This window comes from Halobacterium sp. GSL-19, from assembly GCF_016917855.1.
GTDB lineage: Archaea > Halobacteriota > Halobacteria > Halobacteriales > Halobacteriaceae > Halobacterium > Halobacterium salinarum.
Genome location: NZ_CP070377.1, coordinates 1,353,969 through 1,372,973 on the forward strand (window position 1 = coordinate 1,353,969; position 19,005 = coordinate 1,372,973).

A 19,005-nucleotide genomic window follows, 5' to 3' on the forward strand; every position below is an offset into this window, starting at 1 on the left:
TCAGAACTCGGCGTCGGCCTCGTGTTCCTGCACCACTGTCACGTCAACCGTCTCGGGGTCCACGCCGATGCGCGCGAACTGCGTGCGCACGTGCTCGCGGGCCGCCTCCAAGGCCGCGTCCCGCGTCTCGAACCCCCGTGGCATCGGCGACTCGAAGGCGACGTGCACGTCCTCGCCGTCGACGCGCTGGACCTGCCCGCCGCTGTCGACTTCGTAGAACTCGTCGCACACCCAGACGTAGGGTGCCGCCTCGTCGGGCGCTCCCTTGAACGACGGCGCGGTCTCCCCGCGCTCGTACAGCGTTCCCGTCAGGGCGGTTCCGCCCGCCGACCCACGAACCAGCAGCATGCCGGCGCTAGCACGGCGACACACAAAAGACCGCGGGCCACCGGGGGCTGGGCCGTGCGGGCAGGGGAAAGCGGTTAGTCCGTGCGCCGCCACGGCTCGTCCATGAGCGACCTCGGGGACTTCGCGGACCACGGCCGCGACGACGACGAGCGTGGTGGCGACGACGACCCCGCCCCAGCGGACGACGACTTCGACCGCCCGACACTCGAAGCCACCGGGAGCGACGACGGCCTCGGCGCGCTCGCCGTCTCGGAGGGGCTGCGCATCCACGAAGACGGCCAAGAGACGGCGTTGAAGGCGTACGTCACCGCCGGCAACCGGGCGGCGGTCCGGCTGGGAACCTACCTCGTCGCGCCCTACCCGGGCGGGGAGACGCTGTTCTGCAAGATCACGGGCCTCGAATACGTCCAGGCGTTCGAGAGCGACGACGCCACCGAGATCCACGCCCGGCGTGCGATGCGCTCGGACGGCGTCGACGAGGCGGACTACAAGTTCCTCGCTGAACTCGATCCGGTCGCCGTCCTCTCCGACGAGGGCGACGACATCACGCGCCGGATGCCCGACCGCGTCCCGAAACCCGAAACCGTGGTTCGGGCGGCCGACGACGCGGCCGAGATCAAGGCCGGGTTGAAAATCCCCGCCGACGGCGTGTTCCTCGGGCACCTCTCCGTGGGCGGGGAGAAAGTCCGGACGGCGGCCGACCCGCCGACCATCGACTACCGGGTGAAAGACGGCTACGAGGCGGGCGACCCGCTCGTGTTTCGTCACACCCTCATCGCGGGCGGCACGGGCTCCGGGAAGACCCACGCTGCGAAGAACGTGCTCCGGCAGTACCTCCACGAGGACCGCCGGTACCCCGTCGACTCCGGCGGCCCCGAACGCCGGATGGCGGTCGTCCAGTTCGACCCCCAAGACGAGTACGCCCAGATGCACGACGACAATCCCGACGCCGACGCCAGCGACCGGCGCCAGTGGGAGACACAGGGGCTGGCCTACGGCGGCCACGACGACACCGTCGCGTTCGTCCCGACGGTCGGCTCGGCGTCGTACGCCGCCGACCACCACGCCGCCGAACAGGTCGCGTTCACGGTGCCGTTCTCGATGGTGCGGGACAACCCCTGGCTGGTCGCCTCCAGCGGCCTCAACGACAACCAGTACGGCGCGCTTCACCTCCTGCTCGACCGCTTTTTCGGTCAGTACGGCGAGTCCGGCACCTACCGCGAGTTCTGTGCGTTCCTCGACGACCCCGCGCTGAAGGAGGAACTCGACGAGTCCGGGCGCGTCCACGAAGCCACCTACGAGGCCGTCCTGCGCCGGGTGAACGGCATGCCCAACGGCCTGTTCGACCAGGACGCGCGGTCCATCACGGCCCTCGTCGAGGACCGCGAGTTCGTGCAGCCGGGCCGCCTCTCGGTGGTGCCGACCTACCACATCAGCAACTCACGGGCCGCCGAAACGGTGGTGCTCGCGGTGTCCAGCCTGCTGGTGGACCAGAAGCTCTCGAACGACCCGAGCTACGAGCCCATCAAGGAGACGCCGCTGCTGGTGGGGATGGACGAGGCGCACAACTTCCTCTCGGACGCCGACAGCGTGCAGGCCCGGAAAGTGGTCGGGAAGTTCACCGAGGCCGCCAAGCAGGGCCGCAAGGAACGCCTGGGGCTGTTCCTCATCACCCAGGACCCCCAGGACATCGCTGGCCCCGTGTTCAAGCAGGTGAACACGACGGTCGTGTTGAACCTCGGCGACGAGGACGCGATCCAGGCGGTGAACATTCCGGCCACGTTGCAGTCGAAGGTGCCGTACATGAACACCGGGCAGATGGTGGTGTACTCGCCGGACAACTCCGAGCCCGTGGAGGTCCAGGGGCTGGCGACGTGCGTGACGCGCCACGGTCGCGACTGATAGGAACGAGCCTCGGTGTTTATGCGTTCGGCAGCTGAATCCCCATGCATGCCCCGAGTTTTGGTGCCGATCGATGGATCGCCGCAGGCGGAAACCGCGATCAATCACGCCCTCACGGAGTTCGATGACGCGACGATCACCGTGCTGAACGTCATCGACCCGATCGAGGCCGGATACACCTCGCAGGCGGCGGTACCAGGATACTCCGAGGAGTGGTTCGAGCAGTCGAAGGCCGCCGCCGAGGAGCTGTTCGCTGACGCGCAGGAGGCCGCCGACGAGTACGACACGACCCTGGAGACCGCCACGGAGGTCGGGCGGCCCAGTCGCACCATCGTCTCCTACGCCGAGGAAAACGACATCGACAAGATCGTGATGGGGAGCCACGGGCGCTCGGGCGTGACCCGGATCCTGCTTGGCAGTGTCGCCGAAAACGTCGTTCGGCGGTCGCCGATTCCGGTGACGATCGTCCGGTGACGCCGCGGCCGCCACGCCGAGGACCGCGGGCCCGCAGCTAGAAGATGTTGGCCTGCCGGTAGACCGAGATCCCCTCGTGGGTGATCTCGTAGGGTTTGGTCTCCCGGGAGTGGTTTGCGTCCCGGATCTTCTGAATCTCGACGGCCAGACGGGTTTCGCGGAAATCCTCCGGGCGGATGTAGCGCAACACCACGACGGCGTCAGTGAGGTACTCGATGACGCCGTACCGGGAGGCAAACGGGTTGTCCTCGCTGGCTTCGCTGGTGAGCATCGTGGTGACGCCCGCCTCCTTCAGCGCCGTGGTGAAGTCGTAGATCTCGGTGCGGCGCGTGGACTGGTCGTCGTACATCATCTCCAGCAGGGAGACCGAGTCCAACACCAGCCGGCTGGCACCGAACTCCTCGACGAGCCGCGGGAGTTCGTTGCGGATGCTGGTGAGGGAGTTCGCCATCTCGATCGGGTCGATGTCCACGACCGCGAGGTTCCCGCGGTCGGCGTGCTCGGAGAACGCCCACCCCTTCTCGTCGGCGCTCTGAATGACCCGCCCCCGGGACTCTTCGAGCGTGATGAAGACCGCGCGCTCCCCGTTGGAGAGCGCCTCGTGGAGGAACTGCAGCCCGAACGTGGTTTTGCCGGTGCCGGCTTCGCCGACCGCAACCAGCAGCGAGCGCTCGGGGACGCCGCCCTGAACCATCTCGTCGAGCCCCTCGATGCCGACGTTGATGCGTGGGATGTCGGAGTCGAACTCCGGATCCTCGAAGTCGCCGCCGCCGGGGGCGTCGGTGCCCTCGACGTCGAACCCGAACGTGCGCGTGCCGCCGCTGTTGTCGTCGGCCAGCCCGTCTGGGGGCTGTGCGGGCGTGCTGTCGGCACCGGCGAACGCGTCGGCGAAGTCGTCGTCGAAAAGCCCCTCCTCGCTGCCGGGGCCGTCGCCGCTGGGCGTGTCGTCTTCGGTCCCGAAGGCGGTCGCAAACGTCTCCGGGTCCGCCGAGTCGGCGTCCGCGGCGGTGCTGGGTTCGTCTCGGGCGCGCCCGATGTCGGCGTCCGGCGGTGCGTCGGCGTCCACGTCGCTTGCATCGTCGGTCTCGCTGGCGTCGTCGTCGTCGGCTGCGAACGCGGCTTCGAACCAGTCGCCGTCGGACCCATCGTCGTCGTCGTCGTCGCTCCCGGCGGCGGTGTCGTCAGCCACAGTGTCGCCCCCGGGCCGTGCCCGAACGCACTGTCGGCGTCATGTTTCGGGCGAAGACGGGGAGGGAAAAGTAGTTTCCGCCGCCCGCGGGTTTTTCAAGTGCCGGCGTCCCAGGGAGACGTATGCACGTCGGCATCGTCGCCCAGCGCGGCAACGAGCGCGCAACCTCGCTTGCGGGGGAGATCCGCGAGCAACTGCGGGCGCTTGAGGTGACCGTCTGGGTTGACACGGCGACCGCGGAGGCGCTCGCCTGCGCGGGCGAGTGCGGGCGGGACACCACGGCGTTCACGGACTGCGATCTCGTGGTGTCGATCGGCGGTGACGGAACGTTTCTGTTCGCCGCGCGGGGCGCGGGGGCGACACCGATCCTCGGCGTCAACCTCGGTGAGGTCGGGTTCCTGAACGCGGTCGCGCCGGCCGACGCCGTCGAAGCGGTCCGAGAGGAGGTCAACCGCTACCGGGAGACGGGCGCGGTCCGATGCCGGGAGGTCCCCCGGGTCGTGGCGGCCGGCGACGGCTGGGCGAGCACGCCCGCGCTCAACGAGGTGGCGATCCAGGGCGAGCAGCGCGGCCACGGCCACGGCGTGGCCGTCGATGTGCGCGTCGACGGCTCCCAGTACGAGGCGACGCGCGCCGACGGCGTGCTCGTGGCGACGCCGACCGGCAGCACGGCGTACAACCTCAGCGAGGGCGGGCCGCTGGTGCAGCCCAGCGTGGACGCGCTCGTCGTCACGGAGATGTGTGGGGCTGACGCGCTCCCGCCGCTGGTGACCGGGCTGGACAGCGAGATCCGGATTCGCGTGGAGACACTCGACGACGGCGGCGAGGGGCGCGTCGTCGTGGCCAGCGACGGTGGGCGACTGACCCGCGTGGACCCGCCCGTGGAGATGACCGTGACGGCGGCCGACGAGCCGGCGCGAGTGGCCGGGCCGGCGGCGGATTTCTTCGAGGCGCTGAGCAAACTGGAGTGAGTGCCGGAACGGAAAGTGGTATTGAGCCTCCCGACGTACGCCCGGCCAATGAGTCAGCAGCTGCCGGACGTGCAGGCAACCGAGCCTGACGTATCAGTTGGCCTGAGCGAAGTCGGCGTCACGGGCGTGGAGAAACTCGTCGAGATCGCGCGCGAGGACGACCGCCCGATCGTGCTGATGGCGGAGTTCGAGGTGTACGTCGATCTGCCCCGGGGACGGAAGGGCATCGACATGAGTCGGAACATGCGCGTGATCGACGAAACGCTCGAAGACGCGGTTCGGGAGCCGATCTACCGCGTCGAGGAGATGTGTGGGGAGGTCGCCGAGCGGCTGCTTGAGAAACACGACTACACGACGACGGCGACCGTCGAGATGAACGCCGAGTTGATGCTGCGCGAGGAGACGCCGGCGTCTGACCTGCCGACCCAGGGCACCATCGACATCATCGCCTCGGCGACGGCCCAGGAGGACGCGCCCACCCGTGAGGAGATCGGCGCGCGCGTCGTCGGCATGACAGTGTGTCCCTGCAGCCAGCAGATGATGAGCGAGACCGCGCGCCGGAAACTCGCCGAGCTCGGCGTCGGCGAGGACGCCGTCCGGGAGTTCCTGCGCGACGTGCCGCAGGCGGGGCACAGCCAGCGCGGGCACGCCACGCTCACCGTCGAAGCCGGTGGCGATCCGGACGTGAACCTGATGGATCTCGTGTCGGTTGCGCGGGACTCGATGAGCGCGCGCATCTACAACACCGCGAAACGCCCCGACGAGGACCACATGACCTACGAGTCCCACGCGAACGCGAAGTTCGTCGAGGACTGCGTGCGGTCGATGGCCCGCGGCGTCGTCGAGGAGTTCGACCACCTCCCCGAGGACGCAGTCGTGACGATGAAGCAGTCCAACGACGAGTCCATCCACCAGCACAACGCCCACGCCGAGCGCGTCGCCGAGTTCGGGCAGCTCCGCGAGGAGGTCGGCAGCGGCGAGTGATCGGCGAGTCGGCCGCCGTGCCACACCGCGAAACGCGCCGGTACGAGCGGCGGCTGCGGGACGACATCGACAGGCGGGCACGCACCCGCAGAGATCAGCCCTGGGAGCGTCGCAGCTGTCCGCCCGCGGGCACAGCCGCCGACGGACTCAGCCGAGCGTCGTCGAATCGCCCCAACTCTCCTCGAAGGCGGCGCGGACGTCGGCGGCGAACTCGCGGTCCTGGAGGTCGATGGTGGCGAACGCTTCGCCGGGCTGGACGGGGTTCGAGACCTCAAGGCAGACTTCCGCGCCGTCGATGATGGTGACGTTGCCGTCGATGCTGTCGCCGATGCGGACCTCGTAGGTGGGGTCGTCGGCGAGCGCGTCGATGTATCGCTCGTTGACGTCGTGTGGCATGCAGTCCGCGAGGTCCGACGACAACAGCACCGAAACGTCGACGCCGCGCTCGACGGCGACCGCGAGCCGGTCGAACACCTGGCTGGATACGTCGTCGAGGTCGAACCCGGAGGCGGGCGTCCCCGAGACCAGCGTGATCGTGTCCTGGGCGGCGTCGATGCGCTCCAGCCACAGATCCAGCGCGGCCGCCGGGCCGAGTTCCGCCGTCCAGAAGCCGTCTTCGGGGGCTTTCGGGTGATCGAGTTCGCGCGCCAGCGTGTCAACGACGTTCTCGTACTGGGTGGCTTTCTCCTGGAGCTCGCGCTTGCGGTCCTCAAGCAGTCTGTTGAGCGCCGTCTCGGGTTCGACGGCGACGTATTTCTTCGGCCGGCTGGCGGCCTGGCTGCGCACGAGGTGTTGGGATTCGATGCTGCCAAGCACGTCGTAGATGCGTCCCATCGGAACGCCGCTGGCCGACGACAACTCCTTGGCGGTTGCTGCGCCGATGCGCAACAGGGATCGGTAAGCGTTGGCCTCGTACTCCGAGAGCCCCAAGTCCCTCAAGTCGGACATGGTGCGTCAATTCAAGACACGCCGTGAAAAACGCTCCGACAGTTTATAATCGGCAGCACTTGCCGGGACTGGGCGGCGTATGCGGCGTCACGGCCTGGCGCGCCAGACAACGACGTACGGGAGATCACCGAGGAGTTCGTCAACGTCCGGGGCGGTGTCCGAGGGGGAGCCGGGCTCGTCGTGGGCCATCACGTAGCGGATCGGTCGCCAGCGACTTGAATCCCGCTCCAGAGGCCTATATAGCGGGCAAGAGACCGGAAACCGCCGGCGACCGCCGGGCGGTGGGATGGCTACTGCGCCGTGTCGGCAACGAGCGCCGCGAGCGCGCTCGGGGTGGCGACCGCGTCGGTGTCGCCGTCGGCAGTGTCGAGCCACGCGGTCCCCGGGTCGCCGTCCACACCGACGGCGACCACCTTCTCGTGGTCGGCCATGCGGAGCGCGGCCCGATGAAGCTCGCTGCCGGGGTCGTCGGCCACCCGGATCACCAGCGGGCGAGTGCTGAGGCGGGCGGCGGCGGTCGCGTACCCCGCAACTTGGACGCCCATGCGCTCGGCGGCCCCCGCGAACGCGGCGATGGCGTCCCGCGCGGCGTCCCGGTAGCGCGCCTCACCGGTGAGGTAAGAGAGGTCGACGAGCGCGTCCGCCATCGCGGCCGTGTCGTCGATGGGGCGCAGCGGCTCATCGAGCAGCCCGGCACCCGTCTCGGGGCCGTCGACGAACGCGCCGGTGTCGTCCTGGAGGTCCGCGATCGCGCGGTCGGCGATCGCGCGTGCCGGCTCCAGGTACGCCGGATCCAACACTTGCCCCGCCGTCGTGAACGCACCAGCGACGCGCGCGCGGTCGGCGAGCAGGCCCACGGGCGCGGCCGCCCCTGCGTAGTGTCGAACCGTGTCGTCGACGAGCAGTTCGTCGGCGAGATACGCCAGGGTGCGCTCGGCGTACCGGGTTGCGCGGTCGTCGCCCGTGTACGCGGCAAGCGACAGCAACGCGTCGGCGGCCAGCGCGTTCCCGTCGGCGTACGCGGCGTCGTCGACGCCACCGTCGGGGGTTTCGCCCGCGCCGAACGCCGCGCCCGTCCAGAGCGTTTCGGTGAGGTAGTCCAGGACGCCAGTGGCCGCCCCGCGGTACTCGTCGTCGCCGGTGGTGAGGTAGGCGTGCGCGAACGCCGCGAGCATGCCGGCGTTCACCGAGAGGGTGCGCTCCGTCTGGGGGTCCGACCAGTCGCGGCCGTGCGCGAACCGGAAACACCCGCCGTCGTCGCCCACGAGATGGCGGCGGATCGCGTCCAGGGTGCGCAGCGCGCGGTCCCGGTCGCGCTTCAGCGCGAACGACACCGTCTCGGGCAGGGGGAACTTCTCACTGGACCCCCAGCCCGCGTGCTCGCTGTCGTACTGGTCGGCGAGCTGGCCCGCAACCAACCCCTCGATGTCACCCGAAAGCGGCGCCGCCGGTGGCTCGCCACCGGACAGCGCGCGCGGCACGCTGCCCGCGTCCGCGCCCGCGTCGTCCCAGGTTTCGCGCACCCGCTGGAGGACCTGCCGGAAGCCATCCGGTTCGAGGAACGTCGCGCCCGCGATATGCTCGCCGTCGGGGGTGACGAACACCGTCGACGGGAACCCCCCCATGTTGTACCGCTCGCGCACTCTGGGGCGGCGGGCGGCGTTCACGCGCACCGGCACGAAGTCGTCGTTGATGTTCGCCGCGATCCGGGGTTCGGCGTACGTGCGCTGGGCCATCGCCCGGCAGGACTCGCTCCACGTGGCCACAACCGACACCAGCAGGGGCACGCCGCGCTCGCGGGCGTCCGCGAACGCATCACTCCCCCACTCGCGCCACTCCACGCGCGTTCGGTCGTCGCTGGCGTCGCTCATACGGCAGTACTCCGCGTCGCCGCCGGGAAACGGTTTCGGACCGCCGAACGGCACCGGCGGGAGCAGAAAGGCTATCAGGCATGCCCGGCAACCCTCGGGCATGCCTCGCTTTCGGTCGGTGTTTCTTGCGTTGCTGGTGGTGCCGCTCGTGGACGCCGTCTTTCTGGTGTTCGTGGCGGGTGAGCTCGGCTGGCAGCTGACCGTGGCGCTGGTGGTTCTGACTGCCCTGCTGGGAACGCTGTTCGTGCGGGCGGAGGGGCGTGCGACGCTGTCGCGGCTGCAAGCGTCGGTCGCGCGCGGCGACCCGCCGACGAACGAGCTCGTCGACGGCGGGCTGCTGATCGCGGCCGGCGCGTTCCTGCTCACGCCGGGCCTGGTGACCGACGCGCTTGGGTTCCTGATCGTGATCCCGGTCACGCGTGTGGCGTTCCGCTGGGGGGTCAAGCGGTACGTCACCCCGAAGCTCGACGCGAAAACCGGCGGGTTCGTCTCGGGCAACGTCTACACGTTCGGGTTCCCCGGGGGAGACGGCGCGGGCGACGGCGACCCTCGATCCGGGTTCGGCGGCGGCGGCGCGGGCGACGGCGACGACGACACCATCAACCTCGGCGACGACGCCTACGACGTCTCCTTCGAGGACGACGCTGACGACGACCAGTGAGCCGTGGGACCGGCTGCCGTCGTCCGGTCGAAAGGAAACCCTTAATTGTACCACCGGACTACCTCGAAGTGCGCGGGTCAGTAGCTCAACTAGGTAGAGCGCCACTCTGATAAGGTGGAGGCTTGCGGTTCAAATCCGCACTGACCCACTAGCGGTTCGCGCGGCAGGGTTCTTCCGCCGGTGGTTCGAGTCCGTAGCGCTGTCGTTGGTAGCGTCATGCGTTGGGGTCCGCTGAACCCAGGGCTGCACGACTCGGTATCGCGTCCCGCTCGGGAGGTGTGGCCGCAGTCGGGGCGTGAGCACCGAACTGTTTTGACCGCGGGCGTCGATGGTCATGGTATGAGTGACGGGGGCAACGAGTACGGGAGCGTGAGCGCGGTGGTGGACGAACTCCACGCACGGGCGGCGTCGCTGGCCGAGAACGGGGACGCGCTGGGCGTGGTGTTCCCGCCGTCGTTCATGCAGCGACACACGGACGCCGAGAGCTTCGAGGCGTTCATGGCGGCCAGCCAGTGGTCGGTGTCGTCGCGGGCGGAGTTCGCGGCGATCCCCGAAGCGGCGTTCGACGAGTACGTGGCCGCACGGACGTCGTTCAGTGATTTCGAGGCGATGCTGGGGCAGGCCGGCGAGGAGTGGATGGCGCGCCAACTCGGCGTGTGAACGGCGCGGCGTTTGCACGCGCTGCAACTGCGGCTGTGGGTTAACAACGGTCGGGGCGCTACGGTCTCGTGGGTTCCGCTCGGAGCCCGTGTCTCTGACCGCCCGGGGTGCCCAGTCCGTCAAGCGTGATCCCCCTGCCGACCCCGGTGCGGCTCCCCCTGTACGGAACGCACACAGTGCCATCGCGACCGGTCACGAACCGGGACATTCAGGCGGCTCGAGCCCGAACAGTGACGCGTGAACGACCACGTGAAACTCGCCGCAGTGCTTGCTGGTGGGGTTGTCCTCCCCGGGGTTGCGAGCTATCTGGTCGCGCAGTCCACCACGGGACTGGCCGACGAGGCGGTGTGGGCCGGCGGGTACGGATTGATGGTTCTGACGGTGTGGTACACGTGGATTCGCCCCCTCGATCTGTCCCGGACGGAGGGCGGAACGGAACCTTAAAGAGGATTTCGCGGCCAAATTCGTTCAAAGGATGGTGTTCACGCCCCTGCCGTTGGTCGACAACTTCCTACAGAACTACCACATCGGGCACGTGCTTGCGGTGTTGCTGATCGGCTCCGTGGTCGGAACGCTGCCGCTGGGCAGTCGGAAGATCGTCGCCATCAACACCACCCTGTTCGGGGTGTTGTTCCTGGCGACGCCGGAGTCGCTGCTCGGCGAGACGCCGTTCATGTTCCGGTTCGTCGGCATCGCGTTGCTCGTGATCGCGCCGATCCTCTTCGTGACGGCGCGCGAGTAACCGCCGAAACTACTCGGCGGCGTCAACCAGATCGTCGTAGCGAGCGCCGGTCTGTTTGAGCGTGCGCTTGCTGTACAGCCGCTCGTGTTCGAACGGGAGTTCGGTGGCTGCGAGTTCGTCTATTTTCTCGTCGACAGCGCTGCTTTCCCGACCGTGGATCATCGTGAAGAGGTTGTACTGCCAGTCCTGGTCGGGTCGCCGCGGCCGGTGGTAGCACAGCGTCACGTAGGGGAGTTCGCCGACGGCGACGCCGCGCTCGTCGAGTTCGTCGTCGGGGACGTCCCAGACGACCATGCAGTTGGCGTCGAACCCAGTGACGACGTGGTTGACGATGCAGCCGACGCGCTTGATGCAGCCGTCGGCCAGCAGGCGCTCGACGGCGTCGAGGACGGCGCTGACGTCCGCGTCGATGTCGGCGGCGATGTCCCGGTACGGCGTGGCGGACAGCGGGAACCCGTCCTGGATCGCAAGCAGGAGCTCGGCGTCGAGGGTGGCGAGGTCGCCGGTGGCGGTTTCGCTGATGCGTGTGGCGTCGACGGCGGTGTGGGCCAGTGACTCGCGGGCGAACCGGTCGGAGTTCACCACGGGGAACTCCAGGTCGATGTAGTAGTCCGTGAGCATCGGGAGGTTCAACACCGCACAGCCGGTGCGGTCGGCGATGTCCGCGAGGATGCTGTCGCGTGTCTCCCGGTCGCCGGCGGTCACGACGAACCACTGGTTGTAGCGGTGGGCGCGCTCGTAGTTGTGGTTCACTTGCTGGTAGCCGTTGATGACGTCGGCCACCTCGTCGAAGCGGTCGTCAGGCGCTGCGACCGCCGCCAGCGTCGAGGAGCCGATAACCGGCGGGTTCAGGACCGCGCCGAAGCGCCGGAAGACGCCGTCGTCACGGAGGCTGCGAACGCGGTCGAGGACGTCCGACGGGGTCGTATCGAGGTCGTCGGCCAGCGCCTCGAAGGGGCGTTCGCGGACCGGGAAGCCGCTCTGGTAGTCGTCGATCAGGCGTGCGTCGGTGTCGTCGATGTGGTCGCGCCAATCACCCGAAACCATCACGGGGAGCTACGACCGCCCGCGGTTACTGTGTACCGGTTCCGGTCGGGCGTACCACGATCTGGGAGGAAGTGCGTGGATTTACCCCGGTGTACGCCCAACCGGCGTGTATGGCAGACGAGTACGGCGAGTGGCCGCTGAAGCGCCTGAACACCGAAGTCGTTGCGTCCGGGCCGAAATCCGCGGGGGACATGGACCGCGAGCAGGCCCGCGAGGCGTTCCAGCGCATTCTGGACCTGAAACCGGATCAGACAACGCTCGGCGCGTTCTGGCTGGCGAACCGCTGGAAGAAAAACAACCCCGAGGAGCTCGGCGCGTACGTCGACGTGATGTACGAGGAGAGCCGGCACACGGCGGCCCCGGACGCGGACCCCGTGGACTGCGGGGCGAACTACGACGGGAAGGCGCGGTCGGCGGTGCTCGGCGTTGCTGCGGGCATCGTCGCCGCCGCCGCCGGAACGCCGATCGTCGTGCATTCCGGGGATCACGTCCCCTCGCAGAAGGAGGTCGCGTACAAGCACGTCCTGGACGCGCTGGGCGTGCGCACCGAGCTCACGCCGGAGGCGTCGGCGCGGATGGTCGACGAGCACGGCTTCGGGTTCTACTACCAGCCGGCGTTCAACCCGACCGTGGACGCCCTGTGGGACCGCCGCGATAAGATGGGCGTGCGGACGTTCGTCAACACCGTCGAGACGCTTGCCAACCCCGCCGACGCGGCCGTCCACCTGGGGTCGTTCTACCACCTGGCGTTCGCCGAGAAGATGGTCGAAACCGTCCGGGAGAGCGAGCACGCCGGCTTCGAGCGCGTGCTCATGTTCCAGGGGCTTGAGGGGTACGACGACGTCCGCCCGGGGTCGACGACCGTCGCCGAGTGGGACGCCGGCAGCGACCTCGCGGATTTCACCATCGAAACCCCCGAGTACGGCATGGACTTCGAGACCGAGGACCTCCACGTCGAGGACGTGGCCGCCGATTCGGCGACGATCACCAAGGACGTGCTGTCCGGCGAGCGCACCGACCAGTTCCACGACGCCGTGCTGGTGAACGCCGCGCTGCGGCTGTACGCGCGCACCGACGTCGCCACGCTCGACGAGGGCATCGAGGCCGCCGAGCGTGTCATCTCCGACGGCACCGCGGAGGCGCTGTTGGCCGACCTGCGGGCGTTCTGAGCGCCGCCACGCGGCGGCGGTCGAGTCGGGAGGGTTTTTCATGCGGCGCGCCGACTGTCGGAACACGATGCCAGTCGACGCCACGGTTCACACGAGCGAGGGCGAATTCGACATCGAACTGTACGACGAGCGGGCCCCCCGCACCGTCGAGAACTTCCTGAACCTCGCGCGCCACGAGCCCGCGGCGGACGCCGACCCGGCGCCGGACACCGTCACCTGGGAGGACCCCGAGAGCGGCGAGATCCGCGGGGACTCGCTGTACGCGGGGGTTTCGTTCCACCGCATCATCGAGGGGTTCATGATTCAGGGCGGCGACCCGACCGGCACCGGCCGGGGCGGCCCCGGCTACGAGTTCGCCGACGAGTTCCACGACGACCTCACCCACGACGGCCCCGGCGTGCTCTCGATGGCGAACTCCGGGCCGGACACGAACGGCAGCCAGTTTTTCATCACCCTGGACGCCCAACCGCACCTCGATGGCCGCCACGCGGTGTTCGGGGCGGTCACTGACGGCATGGACGTCGTCGAAACCATCGGCGATGTCGAGACCGACGCCAACGACGCGCCGGCGTCCGAGATCACCATCGACCGCGTCGAGATCCACGAGTAGACCGCCGACCGAAAGCCGAAAGACCGGTCACGCCCAAGCGTGACCCATGAGCGACGCCGACACCGCGCCGGACCCGAGCGACATCGGCGAAACCGACGCGCCACCGATCGAGGACGCGCCGTACAAGATCATCTTCGAGGCGAACAAATGCTTCGGGGCGGGGAAATGCGCCGCCGTGTCGGCCAACTGGGAGATGGACATCGGCACCGGGCTGGCCGACCCGGTGGCGTACTTCTTCGACGAGGACGACCTCCAGCACAACATCGACGCCGCCGACGCCTGCCCCGCGAAGAAAGGCGACGGCGTCATTCACGTCGTCGACCGCCGCAGCGACGAGGAGATCGCGCCCGACCCCAGCGGGGACGGCAGCCTGTCCGTCGACTGGTAGCGGCGGACGCGGGCAGCGCCGTGTTCGCGCCGCCGCGTGACCGTAACCCACTTCTCCGCGCCCCCACACTACGGAGATGCGAGGGTGGCCGAGCGGCCAAAGGCGGCGGGCTTAAGACCCGCTCCCGTAGGGGTTCGTGGGTTCGAATCCCACCTCTCGCACTCGTTTTGCGAGCGCTGCCGGCGGCGAGCGCCCCAGCCTTCATCGGGGAGCGCTGCGACGGTGCCGACATGTGGAGCACGGAGCCCGAGGACGTGGTCGACCGCCAGATCGCGGCGTACAACGACGGTGACGTGGCGTCGTTCGCCGCGGAGTTCGACGACGACGCCGTCGTGACGACGTTCGACGCACTGGACGGCGACGGCGACCCGATCGCGGTGGGGACGGCGGCGATCGAGGCGGCGTACGGTGAGCAGTTCGCCGAGGCGGCCCCGGAGATCAGCGTCGTGGACCGGGTGAGCTGCGGGCCGTACGTCGTCGACCACGAACACATCACGAACACGGACGGCGGGGAGCGCGATGCGCTGTGCGTCTACACGGTCGTCGAGGGGCTGATCCAGCGGCTGTGGCTCGCCTACGAGTAGCGTCAGGGGATGGTGTCGATGAATCGGTCGGGGTCCTCGTGGAAGATGTCACCCACCACGACCGCGTCGGCACCGGCGTCGAGGATCGCCCGGGTTTGGGTGCCGTTCTGGATGCCGCCGCCGTAGAGCAGCGTGGTGTCTTCGAGGTACTGGGCTGCGGCCTCGACGTCCGCGGGGCCGCCGTAGGTGCCGGAGTATTCGACGTAGAACACGGGGAAGTCGAAAAACGACTCCGTGGCGAGGGCCGCGCCGGCGACCTGCTCGGGCGTGTAGAGGGTGTCGACGCCGGACTCGGCGGCGGCCTTCGAGTCGAGGTTCTGGACCACGTATCCCTCCGCGAGCACGGCGTCGGTGAGGTCGGTGACCGCGTCTCGGCCCTTGGACTCGACGATGTCGCCGACCAGCGGGAGGTTCGCCCCGGTGAGCTGCGCTGGCTTGCGGGCGGCCTGCGTGAAGAAGTCGACGTGTTTGTCGACGAAGTTCGCGGAATCGCCGTTGTAGACGGCTGGAACGGCGACGTTGTCGACGGCTTCGATGGTGTCTTTGGAGACGTGGCTGCCGCTGTAGGGCTCCTGCCACACCGGGATGTCGGGGGCTTCGGTGGCGATGCGTTCGATCGTCGCGAGCGTGTTCGACTCCGTGACGCCGTCGGAGCCGCCGACGATCACGAGATCCGTGTGCCCGAGCACGGACGCGTCGTCGGGCAGCGGATCCGCGGGGTCGACTTTCGTGATGTGGGTGACTGACCCCCAGTCGATGGTCATTACCGCGGGTTTGCTGGGGCGTGGGCTTCAGTCCTCCGACCGCGGGGTCGTCACGCGACCAGCAGCCACGCGAGCGCGACCGCGAGCCCGGCACCCAGGAGGTTGCCGAGGGCGTGACCGGCGGCCGCCACCGGCCGGTCGGCGTCGACGAGCGCGACCACGTCGACGCTGAACGACGCGAACGTGGTGAACGCGCCACACGCGCCCGTGCCGAACAACAGCATGATGTCGGCGTCGGCCGCGGCGAACGTGAGTGCGGCGAGCACGAACGACCCGACGACGTTCACCACGAGCGTGCCCGCGGGGTACTCCGTGGTGGGCGTGGCGGCGACGACGCGCCACCGGAGCACCGCGCCGAGCGCGCCGCCGGCGGCGACGAGCACCGCCGGCGGAACCACCGGGCCGGTCATCGCCGATCACCCCGCGCTGTGGCGGCGATTGCGCGCCCAACGAGCACGCCCGCGAACCCGAGGGCGTATGTCGTGGCGACGTTCGCGGCCATCCAGCGCGGCGCGAGGCCTGCGGTCTGGACGGCGAACGTGCTGTACGTCGTGAACGCCGACAGGCAGCCGGTCCCAAGCAGCGTGTGGGCGTCGGCGGAGAGCGCGCTGTCGGTGGCGGCGGCCTCGTAGGCCAGCGCGCCGAGCGCGAGGCTCCCGGCGGCGTTCGCGGCGAGCGTACCCAGCGGGCCGGCGATCGCCTGCGCGACGGTGTACCGGAGCACTGCGCCGACGGCCCCGCCAACGGCGACGAGCGCTGTCGACCGCGCGTCGATCCGGAGTGGGATCCCCATCGTGGTCCGATTGCGGGTGGGCGCGCGTGTAGCTGTCGAAGCGCCGCGCCGCCAGCGCAACGTCCAAACGGCCCGGCACCGTAGGGGCGGCCAATGGACGAGATCGCCGGTGAGTTCGAGTCTCACGGTCGGTTCCGGGCGGTGGCGGAGGGATCGTTTGCGCCGACGACGAACGACTGGGAGGCGGTGGTTGCCGTGGAGCCGCCGGGCGTCGAGATCGCGGTCGTGGTGCCGACGCTGGACGCGGCGACGACCGAGCAGGTCGCGGACGTGGTCAGCGACGGCTGGTACGAGACCTTCGAGCGCCGCGTGCGGGACGCTGACAGCGTCACGCGCGCCGAGGACGTGTCGGTGTCGGCGGTCACGCGGGCGGGCGGCGAGATCACGGTGACGTTGACGATGGCACCGCGCTCCGGGATGGCCGCCGACGACGCGCTGGCGCTGGTGAACTACGTGGAAGGAACGTGGTTCCAGGGGATCGTGCCGGGCTACGACTACATCGAGGCGGTGCAGGCGATGCGCGAGCAGGCCGCCCAGAACGCGCAGGAAGCCGGCGGAACGCCGCTGTAGGACGGGGTTGGCCGGCCTACATGGAGATGTAGGTTTCGGTGTCTTCGACGCCGCGGCGGTTCTGGATGGGGGCGGTGACGATTTCCTTGACGTCGGCGGGCGTGTCGACGTCGACTTTCGCGATGAGGTCGACGTCGCCGGCGACGATGTGGGCGTTGACGACGCCGTCGATGGTCGCGATCTCGTCGAGCAGTTCCTCCGCACGGCCGGTGTTGGCTTTCACGAGGACGTAAGCGACGACCATTCAGGCCACCTCCGTTGGCGGGGCGTTGCCGACGAGGATCTGGCGGACGCTGTCGAGGGTGTCGAACTCGGCGAGGACCGCGATCCGGTCGCCGGTCTCGAGCGTTTCGCTGGGCAGGGGTAACGCAAGCGAGGCGTCGTGTTTCCCGAACGCGAGCAGGCGCGCGCCCGCCGGGAGCTCCAGCTCGCTGATGCTGTAGCCACGCATGGGGGCGTCGTCGGTGACCGTGAGCTGGACGACCTGGAGGTGTTCGGCGAGGTCGGCGATGGCGGTGACGTTGCCGCCCAGAAGGGCGTTTTTCGCGCCGATCGCGCCGAGGCGCTCGGGGTAGACGATCTCGTCGACCTCGTCGGCGTATTTGCGGTAGATGTCCTCGCGGTAGTCCTCGTCGATCCGGAGGACGGTGCGGCAGTCGTGGTGGTTGCCCACCATGCAGGCGATGAAGTTCGTGTTGAGGTCGCTGGTGAGCGCGCCGATCGCGTCGGCGGTGTCGATGCCGGCGTCCAGCAGGGTGTCCTCGCTCGTGCCGTCGCCCTCGACGACGTCGAAGCCCTCGGTGCGGGCGCGCTCTGCCCTGTCGTAGTCCTGTTCGATGACGGTGACGGCGTGGTCCTCGTTCGTGACGACCCGGGCGGTCCGGGAGCCGACGCGCCCAGCCCCGACGATAACGATGTCCATGTGTTCCAGTACGATATGCCACAACAAATAAGTTTGTGTGATGGTCTCATGCAGCAATGCTTTTGGTGTGTGCCACGGTACAGAGAGGCATGACACGCGCATTCGTCATGGTGAGCGCCGGTGCAGGTGCTGTCGCGGACATCTGCGACGCAGTCACGACAATGGAGGGCGTGACCGATGCCCGCGTCGTGGCGGGCAACTACGACGTCATCGCGGAGGTCGGTGGCGAAGACGTCGTCGATCACATCCTACAGAACGTGTCGACGGAGATCGGGACGATAACCGGCGTGACGGACACGAAGACGTACATCACGCTGGCGACGGCGTGAGCGCGGCGGGCGCCGCGCTCAGAACTCCATCTCCTGTGGGTCGTGGGTCTCCAGCCACGACTCCAGCCACGCCTTCTGGTCGTCGATGCGGGGCGTGCGCTCGGCGTAGACGTGATCGAACAGTTCGTCGACGGCGGGCGCGCCGGCTGCTTCGGCGGTTTCGACGGCGTCGTCGATCTCGTCGGCGGCCGCGTCGAAACACTCCTCGACGAACCCGGCGTCGATGACGCCCTGGTCGTGGAGGTAGTCGGCGTACCGGTCGACCGGATCGGCGGTCCGCCACGCCGGCAGGTCCTCCTCCTCGGGGCGGTACCGGTCGGGGTCGTCGCTGGTCGTGTGTGCGCCCTGCCGGTAGGTCAGGCTCTCGACGAGAATCGGGGTGCCGTCGCGGGCACCAGCCAGCGCGTCGGTCACCGTCTCGTAGACGGCAAGCGGATCGTTGCCGTCGACCTGCACGCCCTCGAAGCCGTAGGCGTCGGCCTTCGCCGCGATGGAGTCGCTTGCCGTCTGGCGTTCCCGGGGCAGCGAGATCGCCCAGTTGTTGTTCTCACAGAAGAACACCACGGGCGCGTCGAACACGCCCGCGAAGTTCATCCCCTGGTGGAAATCCCCCTCGGAGGTTGCGCCGTCCCCGAAGTACGCCAGCGACGCCTGCCCGCTGTCGGTGTAGGACATCGCCATCCCCGCGCCGACCGCGTGCGGGATCTGGCTGGCGATCGGGACGGCCTGCGGGAAGACGTTGTGGTCGTGGTCGGAGTGGAACTCCGCGCGCCCCCGCCGGAAGAGCAACAGATCGCTTGCGGGGACGCCACGGGCGAGCTGCATGGCGTTGGAACGATACGTGGGGAACAGCCAGTCGTCGCCGGCGAGAGCGTGTGCCGCCCCGACCTGCGACCCTTCCTGTCCTTTGAACGGTGGGTACCCTGGCATCCAGCCGCGGCGTTGGAGGGCAAGCGCGCGCTCGTCGAAGTGCCGGGCGCGAACCATGTCCCGGAGAACAGCGCGCGCTTGCTCCTCACTCACGTCGACAGCGTGGAGATCACGGGCCCCGATGACGCGGTGCATATCCGGCCGGACTG

At 69.0% G+C, this 19,005-nt stretch carries 25 protein-coding genes and 2 tRNA genes; 16 read left to right on the forward strand and 11 right to left on the reverse strand.

The features are described 5' to 3' along the window. Entirely contained in the window at positions 1–348 is a 348-nt protein-coding gene (locus JT689_RS08960; protein WP_010903389.1) for a hypothetical protein, read from the reverse strand. 102 nt (positions 349–450) lie between these two features. Between JT689_RS08960 and JT689_RS08965 the strand changes: the two genes are divergently transcribed. Together JT689_RS08965 and JT689_RS08970 are read left to right on the forward strand one after the other, a co-directional pair. Next, complete coding sequence (locus tag JT689_RS08965; protein ID WP_205251006.1) at positions 451–2,250, forward strand: ATP-binding protein; 1,800 nt, start codon at positions 451–453, stop codon at positions 2,248–2,250. Between the two features lie 48 nt (positions 2,251–2,298). Further along, entirely contained in the window at positions 2,299–2,724 is a 426-nt protein-coding gene (locus tag JT689_RS08970) for a universal stress protein (RefSeq protein ID WP_012289398.1), read from the forward strand. Between the two features lie 37 nt (positions 2,725–2,761). On the opposite strand, the gene JT689_RS08975 is transcribed toward JT689_RS08970, so the two are convergent. Next, the gene (locus tag JT689_RS08975) at positions 2,762–3,913 is read right to left on the reverse strand and encodes a KaiC domain-containing protein (protein ID WP_205251007.1); all 1,152 of its coding nucleotides are present in this window, start codon (positions 3,911–3,913) and stop codon (positions 2,762–2,764) included. Positions 3,914–4,035: 122 nt separating this feature from the next. Here JT689_RS08975 and JT689_RS08980 point away from each other — a divergent pair, with 122 nt between their 5' ends. Next, positions 4,036–4,884, forward strand: a complete 849-nt coding sequence (locus tag JT689_RS08980; RefSeq protein WP_010903393.1) for an NAD(+)/NADH kinase — start codon at positions 4,036–4,038, stop codon at positions 4,882–4,884. A 48-nt stretch (positions 4,885–4,932) separates the two neighbouring features. Beyond that, positions 4,933–5,868: a GTP cyclohydrolase MptA gene (gene mptA, locus JT689_RS08985; RefSeq protein ID WP_010903394.1), complete on the forward strand. Its 936-nt coding sequence runs from the start codon at positions 4,933–4,935 to the stop codon at positions 5,866–5,868. Between the two features lie 147 nt (positions 5,869–6,015). On the opposite strand, the gene JT689_RS08990 is transcribed toward mptA, so the two are convergent. Next, positions 6,016–6,816, reverse strand: a complete 801-nt coding sequence (locus tag JT689_RS08990; protein ID WP_010903396.1) for a TrmB family transcriptional regulator — start codon at positions 6,814–6,816, stop codon at positions 6,016–6,018. A 290-nt stretch (positions 6,817–7,106) separates the two neighbouring features. Beyond that, positions 7,107–8,687, reverse strand: a complete 1,581-nt coding sequence (locus JT689_RS08995) for a DUF255 domain-containing protein (protein ID WP_205251008.1) — start codon at positions 8,685–8,687, stop codon at positions 7,107–7,109. 100 nt (positions 8,688–8,787) lie between these two features. On the opposite strand from JT689_RS08995, the gene JT689_RS09000 reads away from it, so the two are divergent. The 5 genes from JT689_RS09000 to JT689_RS09020 all read left to right on the forward strand — a co-directional run bounded on the left by JT689_RS09000 (position 8,788) and on the right by JT689_RS09020 (position 10,750). Further along, a complete protein-coding gene (locus JT689_RS09000) occupies positions 8,788–9,348 on the forward strand; it encodes an FxsA family protein (protein WP_205251009.1) in 561 nt (186 codons plus the stop codon). A 74-nt stretch (positions 9,349–9,422) separates the two neighbouring features. After that, positions 9,423–9,496, forward strand: a tRNA-Ile gene (locus tag JT689_RS09005). Between the two features lie 191 nt (positions 9,497–9,687). After that, positions 9,688–10,008 (forward strand): hypothetical protein, encoded by a 321-nt coding sequence (locus tag JT689_RS09010; protein ID WP_227970882.1) that lies wholly within the window; start codon positions 9,688–9,690, stop codon positions 10,006–10,008. Positions 10,009–10,245: 237 nt separating this feature from the next. Continuing rightward, positions 10,246–10,452 carry a hypothetical protein gene (locus tag JT689_RS09015; RefSeq protein WP_012289403.1) on the forward strand — a complete coding sequence of 69 codons (207 nt, stop codon included), beginning with the start codon at positions 10,246–10,248 and terminating at the stop codon, positions 10,450–10,452. A gap of 31 nt (positions 10,453–10,483) precedes the next feature. Continuing rightward, positions 10,484–10,750: a hypothetical protein gene (locus JT689_RS09020; protein ID WP_010903401.1), complete on the forward strand. Its 267-nt coding sequence runs from the start codon at positions 10,484–10,486 to the stop codon at positions 10,748–10,750. 9 nt (positions 10,751–10,759) lie between these two features. Here JT689_RS09020 and JT689_RS09025 read toward each other — a convergent pair whose 3' ends face one another. Continuing rightward, positions 10,760–11,797: an Lrp/AsnC family transcriptional regulator gene (locus JT689_RS09025; protein WP_010903402.1), complete on the reverse strand. Its 1,038-nt coding sequence runs from the start codon at positions 11,795–11,797 to the stop codon at positions 10,760–10,762. A gap of 110 nt (positions 11,798–11,907) precedes the next feature. On the opposite strand from JT689_RS09025, the gene JT689_RS09030 reads away from it, so the two are divergent. The 5 genes from JT689_RS09030 to JT689_RS09050 all read left to right on the forward strand — a co-directional run bounded on the left by JT689_RS09030 (position 11,908) and on the right by JT689_RS09050 (position 14,548). After that, positions 11,908–12,966 carry an anthranilate phosphoribosyltransferase gene (locus JT689_RS09030; RefSeq protein ID WP_205251011.1) on the forward strand — a complete coding sequence of 353 codons (1,059 nt, stop codon included), beginning with the start codon at positions 11,908–11,910 and terminating at the stop codon, positions 12,964–12,966. Positions 12,967–13,033: 67 nt separating this feature from the next. Continuing rightward, a complete protein-coding gene (locus JT689_RS09035; RefSeq protein ID WP_012289404.1) occupies positions 13,034–13,576 on the forward strand; it encodes a peptidylprolyl isomerase in 543 nt (180 codons plus the stop codon). 46 nt (positions 13,577–13,622) lie between these two features. Further along, positions 13,623–13,964: a hypothetical protein gene (locus JT689_RS09040; protein ID WP_010903405.1), complete on the forward strand. Its 342-nt coding sequence runs from the start codon at positions 13,623–13,625 to the stop codon at positions 13,962–13,964. Positions 13,965–14,042: 78 nt separating this feature from the next. Next, positions 14,043–14,125: transfer RNA gene (locus JT689_RS09045), tRNA-Leu, on the forward strand. A gap of 69 nt (positions 14,126–14,194) precedes the next feature. Next, on the forward strand, positions 14,195–14,548 hold the full coding sequence (locus tag JT689_RS09050) for a nuclear transport factor 2 family protein (RefSeq protein WP_205251012.1): 354 nt from the start codon (positions 14,195–14,197) through the stop codon (positions 14,546–14,548). Positions 14,549–14,550: 2 nt separating this feature from the next. On the opposite strand, the gene JT689_RS09055 is transcribed toward JT689_RS09050, so the two are convergent. From JT689_RS09055 to JT689_RS09065, 3 genes are read right to left on the reverse strand one after another with little or no spacing between them, the layout of a single operon-like run. Next, positions 14,551–15,312, reverse strand: coding sequence for a heptaprenylglyceryl phosphate synthase (locus JT689_RS09055; RefSeq protein WP_010903407.1), 762 nt, complete (start codon positions 15,310–15,312; stop codon positions 14,551–14,553). Positions 15,313–15,362: 50 nt separating this feature from the next. After that, positions 15,363–15,722, reverse strand: coding sequence for a CrcB family protein (locus JT689_RS09060; protein WP_205251013.1), 360 nt, complete (start codon positions 15,720–15,722; stop codon positions 15,363–15,365). After that, positions 15,719–16,105, reverse strand: coding sequence for a CrcB family protein (locus tag JT689_RS09065; protein WP_205251014.1), 387 nt, complete (start codon positions 16,103–16,105; stop codon positions 15,719–15,721). The genes JT689_RS09060 and JT689_RS09065 overlap by 4 nt, the downstream gene beginning before the upstream one ends. A gap of 93 nt (positions 16,106–16,198) precedes the next feature. On the opposite strand from JT689_RS09065, the gene JT689_RS09070 reads away from it, so the two are divergent. After that, positions 16,199–16,675: a DUF5813 family protein gene (locus tag JT689_RS09070; protein ID WP_205251015.1), complete on the forward strand. Its 477-nt coding sequence runs from the start codon at positions 16,199–16,201 to the stop codon at positions 16,673–16,675. 16 nt (positions 16,676–16,691) lie between these two features. On the opposite strand, the gene JT689_RS09075 is transcribed toward JT689_RS09070, so the two are convergent. Both JT689_RS09075 and JT689_RS09080 read right to left on the reverse strand, forming a co-directional pair. Beyond that, positions 16,692–16,919: an Lrp/AsnC ligand binding domain-containing protein gene (locus tag JT689_RS09075; protein WP_010903411.1), complete on the reverse strand. Its 228-nt coding sequence runs from the start codon at positions 16,917–16,919 to the stop codon at positions 16,692–16,694. Further along, positions 16,920–17,597: a TrkA family potassium uptake protein gene (locus tag JT689_RS09080; protein ID WP_205251016.1), complete on the reverse strand. Its 678-nt coding sequence runs from the start codon at positions 17,595–17,597 to the stop codon at positions 16,920–16,922. An 89-nt stretch (positions 17,598–17,686) separates the two neighbouring features. On the opposite strand from JT689_RS09080, the gene JT689_RS09085 reads away from it, so the two are divergent. Then, positions 17,687–17,926 carry an Lrp/AsnC ligand binding domain-containing protein gene (locus JT689_RS09085; protein WP_012289406.1) on the forward strand — a complete coding sequence of 80 codons (240 nt, stop codon included), beginning with the start codon at positions 17,687–17,689 and terminating at the stop codon, positions 17,924–17,926. 18 nt (positions 17,927–17,944) lie between these two features. Here JT689_RS09085 and JT689_RS09090 read toward each other — a convergent pair whose 3' ends face one another. Next, entirely contained in the window at positions 17,945–18,991 is a 1,047-nt protein-coding gene (locus JT689_RS09090) for a thiamine pyrophosphate-dependent enzyme (RefSeq protein ID WP_049892524.1), read from the reverse strand. Between the last annotated feature and the right edge of the window lie 14 nt (positions 18,992–19,005).